The organism is Pseudomonas sp. SDT291_1_S447 (assembly GCF_054070155.1).
In genome coordinates, this window is record NZ_JBSVXS010000151.1 from 1 (window position 1) to 10,502 (window position 10,502).

The window sequence follows — 10,502 nt, forward strand, 5'->3', positions numbered from 1 at the left end:
CTTTTGATGTTGCTTTGAAGATCAAGATCAAAAGATCGCAGCCTTCGGCAGCTCCTACACGGGATTCGGTTTCTTCAGTTATTCGGTTATTTGCCGCCGCTACCGGCGACACTCTCGCCACCACGCGTCAGGTAGTACGCGCCGAGAATCGGCAACATGGTCACCATCATCACCAGCATCGCGACGACGTTGGTCACCGGCACATCCCGTGGCCGGCTCAGTTGATTGAGCAGCCACAACGGCAACGTGCGCTCATGCCCGGCGGTAAACGTAGTGACGATGATTTCGTCGAACGACAGCGCAAACGCCAACATGCCGCCGGCCAGCAACGCCGAGCCGAGGTTGGGCAGGATGATGTAGCGAAAGGTCTGCCAGCCATCGGCGCCGAGGTCCATTGAGGCCTCGATCAAACTGTGCGAAGTACGGCGCAGGCGGGCGATGACGTTGTTGTAGACGATCACCACGCAGAAGGTCGCGTGGCCGACGATGATGGTGAACATCCCCGGCTCGATCCCCAGCGTTTTAAACGTCGCCAGCAGCGCGATCCCGGTAATGATCCCCGGCAGCGCAATCGGCAAAATCAGCATCAGTGAAATGCCTTGTTTGCCGAAGAAATCCCGGCGGTACAACGCTGCCGAAGCCAAGGTGCCGAGCACCATCGCAATCAACGTGGCGATAGCTGCGATCTGCAATGAAAGCTTGATCGACTCCAGTACATCCGGTCGCGAAAACGCCACGCTGAACCAGTGCAACGTGAAGCCCTTCGGCGGAAAACTGAACGCGGCTTCTTCGGTGTTGAAGGCATAGAGGAAGATTATCAGTATCGGGAAGTGCAGAAACACCAACCCGCCCCAGGCTGCGATTTTCAGGCTTAGAGAGGCTTTCTCCCCCTGCTTTTCTGAATTAGAGCGCATCGAAAGCCCCCAGTCGTTTGACGATGGACAGGTAAACCGCGATCAACACAATCGGCACCAACGTAAACGCGGCGGCCATCGGCATATTGCCGATCGCACCTTGCTGCGCGTACACCATGCTGCCGACGAAGTAGCCCGGCGGCCCGACCAGTTGCGGCACGATGAAATCACCCAAGGTCAGCGAAAACGTGAAGATCGAACCCGCCGCGATGCCCGGAATCGACAGCGGCAAAATCACCTGCATAAAGGTCTGACGCGGCTTGGCGCCAAGGTCAGCGGAGGCCTGCAACAGCGATGGCGGCAGACGTTCCAGCGACGCCTGAATCGGCAGGATCATGAACGGCAGCCAGATATAGACAAACACCATGAACCGCCCCAGATGCGAGGTCGACAAGGTGCTGCCACCGACGCCGGGAATCCCCAGAATGAACTGCAACACCGGCTCCAATCCAAGGTGCTGCACAAACCATTGCGCCACGCCGCCCTTGGCCAACAGCAACGTCCACGCATACGCCTTGACGATGTAACTGGCCCACATCGGCATCATCACCGCGATGTAGAAAAACGCCTTGGTTTTGCCCGTGGTATAGCGCGCCATGTAGTAGGCAATCGGGAACGCGACGATGGCGCTGGCGATCGACACGACGATGGCCATGCTCAACGTGCGCAGGATAATGTCGAAGTTCGACGGCTGAAACAGTGCGGCAAAATTCGCCAGGGTCAGGTCCGGAGTGACCGCCATGGTGAAGTCGTCGAAGGTGTAGAAACCCTGCCACAACAGCACCAGCAGCGAGCCGAGGTAGATCGCGCCAAACCACAGCAGCGGCGGCACCAGCAGCATCGACAAGTACAGGTTGGGCTTGCGGTAGAGCAGGTTGGAAAACCGGCGCAACGGCGGCGATGCAGTCATCGCGAGCGTGTTCATGTCACACCCCGCTCGCCACGGTGTCGTGCAACGGAATCATCGCTTCCCGCGCCCAACGCGCGCTCAGGCGCTGGCCGGTCTGATGCTGCGCGCTGCTGTCGATCCACTGATTGTTGGCGTGGCTGATGCTCAGGGTCTGGCCGTTTTCCAGCTTCAATTCATAACGGGTGGCGCTGCCTTGGTACTGGATGTCGTGGAGCAGACCGCTGACTTCGATTTCGTGACTGGCCAGTGGGCCTTCGGCAAAACGCACGTGCTCTGGGCGGATCGAAAACGGCTGCGGATGGCCGCTGATTTGGCGGGCCAGATCGCCGCGAATCACGTTCGAGGTGCCGACGAATTCAGCCACGAATGTGGTGGTCGGTTTCATGTACAGATTGCGCGGTGTGTCGACCTGTTCGATGCGGCCCTTGTTGAATACGGCGACGCGATCGGACATCGACAGCGCTTCGGTTTGATCGTGGGTGACGAAGATGAAGGTGATGCCGAGCTGGCGTTGCAGCTTCTTCAGTTCGCTCTGCATTTGTTCGCGTAGTTTCAGATCGAGCGCACCCAAAGGCTCATCGAGCAACAGCACGCGCGGACGGTTGACCAAGGCGCGGGCGAGGGCCACGCGCTGGCGCTGACCGCCGGACAATTGCACCGGTTTGCGTGCGCCGTAACCGCCGAGGGCGACCATGTCCAAGGCTTCTTCGGCGCGCTTGTGCCGTTCGGTTTTGCCGACGCCTTTGACCTTCAGACCGTAGGCGACGTTGTCGAGGACGTTCATGTGCGGGAACAGCGCGTAATCCTGAAACACCGTGTTGACGTCGCGTTGATACGGCGGCAAACCGGCCGCTTCGGCGCCGTGGATACGGATCGAGCCGGCGCTCGGTTGTTCGAACCCGGCGATCAGGCGCAAGCAGGTGGTTTTGCCCGAGCCGGAAGGGCCGAGCATGGAAAAGAACTCGCCGTCCTCGATATCGATGGAAACCCGGTCAACGGCTTTTACGTCGCCGAATTGCCGGGAAACGTTGGTGAACTGGACTGCAAGCGTCATGGTGCGGTGCTCCAAAAAGGCGAAGGCCGTCGCAGCGGCCCTGCCTGGACTTCTGAAAAATCTGAATCGTTTTGCGGTTTGCTTGGCTCACACATTCGGCGGACGAGATGCGATCTGCTTTTAGCTCCCTCTCCCTCCGGGAGAGGGCGGGAGGTGAGGGTGGCTTTATTGGCCGTTGCTCTGAGATCAAGGGCAAGGTCAAAAGCTACCCCCTCACCCCAGCCCTCTCCCCCAGGGGGGCGAGGGGGAAAGGGAGCTCGACCGAGTTGTTCCCGGACTTAACGGCCACCCATGATCGCGATGTAGTCCTGGGTCCAGCGGCTGTACGGCACAAACTTGCCGCCTTCAGCCTGCGGGGTTTTCCAGAAGGCGATCTTGTCGAACTGGTCGAAGCCGTTGGTTTTGCAACCTTCAGCGCCGAGCAATTCGCTCTCCTTGCACGCCGCCGGCACCGCCGGCAACGAACCAAACCACGCCGCCACATCACCCTGGACTTTCGGCTTCAGCGACCAGTCCATCCACTTGTACGCGCAGTTCGGGTGCTTGGCCTCGGCGTGCAACATGGTGGTATCAGCCCAACCCGTAGCGCCTTCTTTCGGAATGGTCGAAGCAATCGGCTGCTTCTCGTTCATCAGGCCGTTGACCTGATACGGCCAGGCACTCGACGCCACCACGCCTTCGTTTTTGAAGTCGCTCATCTGCACCGTGGTGTCATGCCAGTAGCGGTGGATCAACGGCTGCTGCGCGCGCAACAGATCGAGCACGGCTTTGTACTGATCTTCGGTGAGTTGGTACGGGTCTTTGATGCCCAGTTCAGGCTTGGTCGATTTCAGATACAGCGCCGCGTCGGCGATATAAATCGGGCCGTCGTAAGCCTGCACGCGGCCTTTGTTCGGCTTGCCGTCGGGCAGATTCTGCGCGGCGAACACCACGCTCCAACTGCTCGGCGCGGTCTTGAATACGTTGCTGTTGTACATCAACACATTCGGGCCCCACTGGTATGGGGTGCCGTAAGTCAGGTTGTTGACCACGTACCACGGCGCGTCTTTCAGGCGCGGGTCGAGGGTGTTCCAGTTTGGGATCAGCGCGGTGTTGATCGGTTGCACACGCTTGCCGACGATCAACCGCAGCGACGCATCGCCCGACGCGGTGACCAGGTCGTAACCGCCCTTGGCCATCAGGCTGACCATTTCGTCCGAGGTGGCGGCGGTCTTCACATTGACCTTGCAGCCGGTTTCTTTTTCGAAACCGGTGACCCAGTCGTAAGCCTTGTCGCTCTCGCCACGTTCGATGTAACCCGGCCACGCAACGATATCCAGCTGACCTTCGCCAGCGCCGACAGCCTTCAACGGCTCGGCAGCTTGCAGGCTGGCGCTGGCCAGCAGGGCCGTGGTGATTGCACTGAGCAATGCGGTCTTGTGCACGAACATGGTTGAACCCTCTTCTTTAAATTATGGTCGGGGCAGTTGTGAACGCGGTGAAGCATGCCGTTAACGGCTTGTTATTAGCGTAGTCAGAGATGCTGGCCGTGGCGGGCCATGATGTGCCGCACCACGCTGTAGTCCTGCAGCGAATCACTGGATAAGTCTTTGCCGTAACCCGAACGTTTCAGGCCACCGTGGGGCATTTCGCTGACCAGCATGAAATGACTGTTGATCCACGTGCAGCCGTATTGCAGGCGCGCGGCAACCTGCATGGCCTTGTCCAGATTCTGTGTCCAGACCGACGAGGCGAGGCCGTATTCGGAGTCGTTGGCCCAGTCGACGGCCTGCGCGAGTTCGTCGAAACGGGTCACGGTGACCACCGGGCCGAACACTTCGCGCTGGACGATTTCGTCGCTCTGTTTGCAACCGGCGAGCAACGTCGGTTGATAGTAGAAACCGGCGCCGGAATGCACCGCCGCGCCAGTCACCCGTTCAATGTGCGGCTGACCGAGGGCGCGTTCGACGAAACTGGCGACGCGGTCACGCTGGCGGGTGCTGATCAGCGGCCCGATCTCGTTGTCAGCGTCACGTTTGCCGGCGAAGCGCAGGCTGCTGACGGCGGCGCCGAGTTCGGCGACCAATTTGTCGTGAATCCCGGCTTGCGCGTAGATCCGGCAGGCGGCGGTGCAGTCCTGCCCGGCGTTGTAGTAACCGTAGGTGCGCACGCCCTCGACCACGGCCTGGATGTCGGCGTCGTTGCAGACGATCACCGGGGCTTTGCCACCGAGTTCGAGGTGCGTGCGTTTCAGGGTTTTCGCGGCGGCCTGGAGGATTTTCTGTCCGGTGACGATATCGCCGGTCAGCGAGACCATGCGCACTTTCCCGTGGCCGACCAAATGACTGCCGACGCCTTCGCCGCCGCCACAGATGATATTGATCACCCCGCGCGGAAGGATTTCGGCCAGCGCTGGCGCCAGGGCGAGGATCGACAGCGGTGTGTGTTCGGACGGTTTGAACACCAGCGTGTTGCCGGCGGCGAGAGCCGGGGCGATTTTCCACGCGGCCATCATGATCGGGTAATTCCACGGTGCAATCGAGGCGACCACGCCAATCGGATCGCGCCGCACCATGCTGGTGTAGCCCGGCAGGTATTCGCCGCTCAACTGACCAGTCTGGCAACGCACCGCGCCGGCGAAGAAGCGGAATACATCGACGGTCGCGGTCAGATCGTCCTGACGCGCCAGGTGCAACGGCTTGCCGCAGTTCAGCGATTCGAGGCGGGCGAGGTGATCGGCGTGTTTTTCCACGGCGTTGGCGATGTCGAGCAGCAGATTCGAACGTTGCTGCGGCGTGGTGCGCGACCATTCGGCGAAGGCGCGGTGGGCGGCGAGGATGGCGGCTTCGACTTGCTCGGTGCTGGCTTCGGCGATGTGCGTAAGGATTTCACCGGTGGCCGGGTTGAGAATCGGCTCGACAAAACCTTCCCCGGCGACCAGTTCGCCATCGATCAACAACGCGGTACACATCGGGGTCTGCGCGCCAGCCATTTTCCGCGATCTCTTTTCTTGTGTGGCCATTGTTGCTCCCTGAAACCGGGGAGCCGACCGTCTTATAGATGCAGCAAGACTAGTGCGCGGCTCCGAGGTCGACAAATTCTAAATACTGAAGGCAGCATTCGATTAAATAGATGGCTTGCGTCCGCCGTGGGGTTGTTCGCGGGCCACGGTGAGGAATGGGTCGACCAGCGCCGGGCGCGCGGTGCCACGGCGCCAGGCCAGGCCGACGTCGAGGGTCTGGTTGAGGTCGGCGATGGGCCGCGCTTCGATGATGTCGCCTTCCAGTGACCACGGGCGGTAAGTCATGTCCGGCTGGATCGACACGCCCAAACCGGCGGCGACCAGACTTCGCACGGCTTCGGTGGACGCTGTTCTCAGAGTGATCTTCGGTTGCAGTCCGGAACCGCGCCAGAAGCGCTGGGCGTTGCGATCCATTTCATCGACGTTGAGTTGAATCAACGGTTCGCGGGCGACGTCGGCGAGATTGATGCTGTCGTGTTCCAGCAGTGGATGCTGGGCCGGCAGCCACAAACGGTGCGGTGAGTGGGTCAGCACTTCAGTCTGCAAAGCGTGGCGATCTTCCAGGTTGGAAAGGATCAACACGCCGACATCGATCTCGCCACTGACCAGCAAATGCTCGATGTAAGGGCGCTCGTCTTCCATCACGCGGATTTCGACGTTGGGGTAGGCACGTTGAAACCGGGTAAGCAAATCTGCCAGGTAATAACCGGCAACCAGACTGGTCACACCGACGATCAACTGCCCGGCAACCTGGTCGGTGCTTTGCTGAAGGCTGCGTTTGGCGTTGTCCACGGTCGCGAGAATCAGGTGCGCTTGGCGTAGGAATTGATGCCCCTGATGGGTCAGCGTCATGCCCTTGGCATGGCGGCTGAACAGGCTGACGCCGATTTCCTCTTCCAGTTGCTGGATCGCCAGGGTCAGGGTCGATTGGGAAATGAATGCGGTTTGCGCGGCGGCGGAGATCGAGCCCGTTTCGGCCACGGCGATGAAGTGACGAATCTGACGCAGGGTCATCATGAGGGAGCCTACCCAGTGGGCGGTTTTTATAGATTGGCCTGAGTGTATATCTATTTTTGCGAAGGACTTCTGCAGGGCAAGCAACATCTGGAAGCACACTCGCGGTCCGGGCAGGGGCACTTTCGAACTAGGCTGAGGGCCTTATAGATCCGGATAACCCCTGTTTGGAGGCGGAACATGAACACCCGTGGATTGCTCGATCAACTACTCAAATCCGGCCAGGATCTGTTGCAGAACAAGGCTGGCGGAACGCAGAACAAATCGGCCGGCGGCGGCTTGGGCGGCTTGGGCGGCTTGCTCGGCGGCGCTTCAGGCTCCGGTGGCCTCGGCAGTCTGCTGTCAGGTGCAGGTGGCGGTGCGTTAGCGGCTGGCGCGATGGGCTTGCTGCTCGGTAACAAGAAAGTGCGCAAGGTCGGCGGCAAGGTCGCGATCTACGGCGGCCTCGCGGCGCTAGGTGTGCTGGCTTACAAGGCTTATGGCAACTACAACGCGCAGAAAGGCACCGCTCCACAACGCGAACCGCAGACCCTCGACCGCTTGCCGCCGGCACAAGCCGAGCAACACAGTCAGGCCATTCTCAAAGCGCTGGTCGCCGCCGCCAAGGCCGACGGCCACATTGATGATCGTGAACGCCAACTGATCGAAGGCGAATTCACCAAACTCGACAACGACCAGGAACTGCAACACTGGCTGCACGCCGAGCTCAACAAACCCCTCGACCCGACCGATGTCGCCCGCGCCGCGAGTACTCCGGAGATGGCGGCGGAGATGTACATCGCCAGCGTGATGCTGGTGGATGAGGAGAACTTCATGGAGAAGAGCTATCTGGATGAACTGGCGCGGCAGTTGAAGCTGGAGCCGGGGTTGAAGGTGGAGTTGGAGAAGCAGGTGCGTCAGGAGTTGGCCTGAATCCGGATCCTGCTGACAAAACAGGTCCGTTGCATCGTTTTACACACCGGGATACGCCACGGTTCAATGGTGACGTATCCCTTTTAGAGCTATGGCGCCGCCTGGATGGCTTGACGGTGGAGTGAATGCACGCAGTCGTGGTCATCCATATAGGCGATGTAGCCATGATTGATGTCAGTTATCCAGAAGGGAAAACCGGTCGTTTCGGAAAAAAGAGTCTTGAGATCGCTCGTCGAGTGCAACTCCCAGGCATGAACCTCGTTGTCCGTAACGATCAGAATCGGCTTGTGAAGATCCTCTAACTGATCCACTTTTTGCCAGAAATCAGGATCATGTGCCTTTTCAGGGTTTTTCAGATGTACCGGGTCTAGCGCCTTGGCTCCGGAATCAAAAAAATGGTTTCGCAGAGTTGAAATCATTTCGTTGAGTTCTTCACTGCCAAGTTTTCTGTGTTCCAGAGCATGTTCTGCAAGGGTCGAGTCGATTTCTTCCGCCAGATAGTTCATTGAGGGTCTCCAATTCTTGCCCGTGAAACCGGCACGAAATCAAGCATGATGTGTCCTCGAACGGCCCCGCCTCCACCTCGTTTGCCAGGTGTCTGATAACCAATGTGAGGATCTGCCGGGCCGTCGCTGGATGGAACCAGCCGAGGATCATCTATGTTGACTTCAGCGCCTTTGTTTTTTCCTGTCAGCACCCGCCATTCCGTGGGGAACGACTTCCCTTCCTGACTTTTTCCCCATTTGGTCGGTGTAAATTCATCTCTGGGTACACCCGTTCTCTTGAATGCTTCGTTCAGCCCGGTGGTCATTTGATCATGGGGAGTACCTGCACCCTTTCTCCAATCCAGATCCACTTTCGGATTGAATTCCCATTTGCCACCGGCAACCGGTTGAGGGCAGGTGACCGGGCCACTGGCTAACCCTGACGGGTCCACCCACCCCGTCGGATTCGGCACGTACTGGTAGCTATTCAATCCGCCAGCAAGCTTGATCGGATCCGGCGTCAAAAACCGTCCGGTTCCGGGATTGTAGTAGCGGTGGCAGTTGTAATGCAGCCCCGTTTCGACGTCGAAATACTGACCCTGAAAGCGCAACGGGTTATCGATCTCGCTGACGTCCAGCGCCGCGAGATTACCGTAGGCCCGGTACTTCGCCGACCACATGATCTCACCGCTGTAATCGGTGAGTTCCTGCGGTGTTCCGAGGTGGTCGAGTTGGTAATAGAACGGCGTGGCTTTACGTGGGCCTTCGCCATCGAGCATCGCCAATGGGCGGAAGCTGCCCGGTTCGTAGATGTAGCTGCGGAAACGGTTTTCGGCGCTTTCCGCGATCAGTCTTTCGCCTTGCCACAGGAACTCGGTGGTGTAGCCGTCGACGGTTTTTTCTATACGTCGGCCGAAGGCGTCGTACGTGTAAGACACAGTGTTGCCGCCCGGCAGGCTGACGCCGATCAAGCGATGTTGGCAGTCATAGCGGTATTCGGTGACGAGTTTCTGCTCGGTCCCACGACGCTCACGACTCAGGTTGCCGTACGCGTCGTACTCGTAGTGACGATCACCCTGCATCAGCAAGCGGTTGCCTTTTACGTTGGCGAGGTTGGTGGTGCCTTCGTTGTTCTGGCCGAGCAGGTTACCTGCCGGATCATGGACGAAGCTTTCCGGTGTGGCACCGCGTACGCTGATCAGACGGTCGAGCGGGTCGTAGTGATAGCTGCGGTTGCCTTTGCGGCTGTCATCGATACCCGCGAGATTGCCATTGGCGTCGTAGTTATAACGACGCTGGAAGAGGCTTTTGTCTCGCTGGCCGACGGTGTGTGCTTGCAGGCGGCCTTGCTCGTCGTACTGGTATTGGCTGAGCAGCAGACCTTGCTGGCGCTGTTGTTCGCGACCGGCGCTGAACTGGTGAGAGGTCAGGCGTGAGCCATTGAGGTCGATGCTGCTGAGTTGCCCGCCGGGTTGGTGACGGTAGTCGAGTTTGCTGCCGTCAGGCAGGCGGCAGTGTTTCAACTGGCTGACACTGTCGTATTCGTAACGGGTTGTCCCCCAGCCTTGATGTTCGGTGATCAGGCGATTTTGCAGGTCATATTCGTAGGCGAGCGGCCAGTTCCCGTCGTCGACGTTCACCAAACGGCCGAGAGCGTCATAGCCGTAATGGATTTCTTTGCCATCGGCCAAGGTTTTCACCAGCAGCCGACCAGCAGCATCGCGCTGATACTCAGTGACCAGTTCACTGCCATCGTCACCGAACTCGGTTTTCTTCAGCAGTTGACCGTTGAGGTCGTACTCGTAAGCCGAGCGGCGACCATCGAAGCCGGTTTCCTGCTGGATCAGGCCATTGGCGTAATAGTCGAGGTGGTAATGCTCGCCGCGCTCGTTTTCGATTTCAGTCAGCAGCAGGCGCGAGTTGTCGTAGCGATAGCGCAGTTGGCTGCCGTCGGGATTGATGCGGCGGCTGACCAGATGCAGGTTGTCGGCGTACTCGTAGCGGGTAATGCGGCCTAGTTCATCGCGTTCGGCGGTGACTTTGCCATAGGCGTTATAGGTAAACGCCCGGGTTGCGCCGCCCGGCAGTGTGACTTGGGCGAGGCGATTAGCGGCGTCCCACTGGTATTGGGTAACGGCGCCGGATTCTTCCTGGCGTGTGATCTGCCGACCCAGTGCGTCGTAACGATACTTGCGCTGGCCGCCATCGGGCA

At 59.3% G+C, this 10,502-nt stretch carries 9 protein-coding genes; 1 reads left to right on the forward strand and 8 read right to left on the reverse strand.

Features of this window, described 5'->3' with window-relative positions:
- Positions 1-86 precede the first annotated feature (86 nt).
- From ACW9IR_RS26475 to ACW9IR_RS26500, 6 genes are all read right to left on the reverse strand, one after another.
- Positions 87-914 carry an ABC transporter permease gene (locus tag ACW9IR_RS26475; protein WP_457465589.1) on the reverse strand — a complete coding sequence of 276 codons (828 nt, stop codon included), beginning with the start codon at positions 912-914 and terminating at the stop codon, positions 87-89.
- Positions 904-1,824 carry an ABC transporter permease gene (locus ACW9IR_RS26480; protein WP_007908947.1) on the reverse strand — a complete coding sequence of 307 codons (921 nt, stop codon included), beginning with the start codon at positions 1,822-1,824 and terminating at the stop codon, positions 904-906. Before ACW9IR_RS26480 ends, ACW9IR_RS26475 begins: the two co-directional genes overlap by 11 nt.
- A gap of 16 nt (positions 1,825-1,840) precedes the next feature.
- Positions 1,841-2,878, reverse strand: coding sequence for an ABC transporter ATP-binding protein (locus ACW9IR_RS26485; RefSeq protein WP_110721204.1), 1,038 nt, complete (start codon positions 2,876-2,878; stop codon positions 1,841-1,843).
- Between the two features lie 278 nt (positions 2,879-3,156).
- Positions 3,157-4,308 (reverse strand): putative ABC transporter substrate-binding protein YdcS, encoded by a 1,152-nt coding sequence (gene ydcS / locus ACW9IR_RS26490; RefSeq protein WP_457465592.1) that lies wholly within the window; start codon positions 4,306-4,308, stop codon positions 3,157-3,159.
- Positions 4,309-4,391: 83 nt separating this feature from the next.
- Positions 4,392-5,849, reverse strand: coding sequence for a gamma-aminobutyraldehyde dehydrogenase (locus tag ACW9IR_RS26495; protein WP_150749650.1), 1,458 nt, complete (start codon positions 5,847-5,849; stop codon positions 4,392-4,394).
- Positions 5,850-5,981: 132 nt separating this feature from the next.
- Positions 5,982-6,896: a LysR family transcriptional regulator gene (locus ACW9IR_RS26500; RefSeq protein WP_007949637.1), complete on the reverse strand. Its 915-nt coding sequence runs from the start codon at positions 6,894-6,896 to the stop codon at positions 5,982-5,984.
- A 177-nt stretch (positions 6,897-7,073) separates the two neighbouring features.
- Between ACW9IR_RS26500 and ACW9IR_RS26505 the strand changes: the two genes are divergently transcribed.
- Positions 7,074-7,805, forward strand: a complete 732-nt coding sequence (locus ACW9IR_RS26505; protein ID WP_457465594.1) for a tellurite resistance TerB family protein — start codon at positions 7,074-7,076, stop codon at positions 7,803-7,805.
- A gap of 89 nt (positions 7,806-7,894) precedes the next feature.
- Here the strand turns inward: ACW9IR_RS26505 and ACW9IR_RS26510 are convergent, their stop codons facing one another.
- Together ACW9IR_RS26510 and ACW9IR_RS26515 are read right to left on the reverse strand one after the other, a co-directional pair.
- Complete coding sequence (locus ACW9IR_RS26510) at positions 7,895-8,311, reverse strand: hypothetical protein (protein ID WP_223026404.1); 417 nt, start codon at positions 8,309-8,311, stop codon at positions 7,895-7,897.
- Positions 8,308-10,502: RHS repeat-associated core domain-containing protein (locus ACW9IR_RS26515; RefSeq protein WP_457465596.1), on the reverse strand; the 2,195-nt coding region annotated here is incomplete at its 5' end. The genes ACW9IR_RS26510 and ACW9IR_RS26515, both read right to left, overlap by 4 nt.